The sequence below is a fragment of the Chryseobacterium sp. Leaf394 genome (genome assembly GCF_001424105.1).
In the GTDB taxonomy this organism is placed as follows: Bacteria; Bacteroidota; Bacteroidia; order Flavobacteriales; family Weeksellaceae; genus Chryseobacterium.
Genome location: NZ_LMQH01000001.1, coordinates 2,640 through 3,913, shown reverse-complemented (window position 1 = coordinate 3,913; position 1,274 = coordinate 2,640). Strand labels below are relative to the sequence as shown.

1 rRNA gene (only partly in view) is annotated in these 1,274 nt (G+C 48.5%); it reads right to left on the bottom strand.

The features are described 5' to 3' along the window. Nucleotides 1-1,274 (bottom strand): 23S ribosomal RNA (locus ASG21_RS00015) (its annotated part continues 982 nt past the right edge of the window); the annotation flags it as partial.

Sequence of the window (1,274 nt, the reverse complement as noted above, 5' to 3'; positions counted from 1 at the left end):
ACCTTTTATCCTATGAGCGATGGCCCTTCCATACGGAACCACCGGATCACTATGTCCTGCTTTCGCACCTGATCGACTTGTAGGTCTCACAGTCAAGCACCCTTATGCCATTACACTCTACGCACGGTTACCAAGCGTGCTGAGGGTACCTTTGAANGTCTCCCACCTATCCTACACATTACTTACTCAAAGTCAATACGAAGTTATAGTAAAGGTTCACAGGGTCTTTTCGTCCCATTGCGGGTACTCGGCATCTTCACCGAGACTACAATTTCACAGAGCTCATGGTTGAGACAGTGCCCAGATCGTTACACCATTCGTGCAGGTCGGAACTTACCCGACAAGGAATTTCGCTACCTTAGGACCGTTATAGTTACGGCCGCCGTTTACTGGGGCTTCAGTCAAACGCTTCGCATTGCTGCTAACGCCCTTCCTTAACCTTCCAGCACCGGGCAGGTGTCAGACCCTATACTGCATCTTTCGATTTTGCAGAGTCCTGTGTTTTTGATAAACAGTCGCCTGGGCCTTTTTACTGCGGCCACCATTGCTGATGGCGTCTCTTCTCCCGAAGTTACGAGACTATTTTGCCTAGTTCCTTAACCATGATTCACTCTAGCACCTTAGGATTCTCTCCTCGACTACCTGTGTCGGTTTATGGTACGGGTTGCTTCACTTCGGCTTTTCTTGGAATCTATTTCCCTACAGCAACTTCGCCCGAAGGCTAGGTCTTGACTATTCCGTCAGTCTCCAGTAAGTACGTAAATCCGTCCCCTTTTTAGTGTGAGCAAGTATGGGAATATTAACCCATTGTCCATCCACTACCCCTTTCGGGTTCGCGTTAGGTCCCGACTAACCCTCAGCTGATTAGCATGGCTGAGGAAACCTTAGTCTTTCGGTGAGCGGGTTTCTCGCCCGCTTTATCGTTACTTATGCCTACATTTTCTTTTCTGTACGCNCACAGTACTGCTTCGGCGCATACAGAATGCTCTCCTACCAGATACAGTCCCATGACTGTAAATCCATAGCTTCGGTAATATGTTTATGCCCGATTATTATCCATGCCGGACCGCTCGACTAGTGAGCTGTTACGCACTCTTTAAATGAATGGCTGCTTCCAAGCCAACATCCTAGCTGTCAATGCAGTCCAACCGCGTTGCTTCAACTTAACATATATTTGGGGACCTTAGCTGTTGGTCTGGGTTCTTTCCCTCTCGGACATGGACCTTAGCACCCATGCCCTCACTGCCGACCATCATTTATTAGCATTCGGAGTT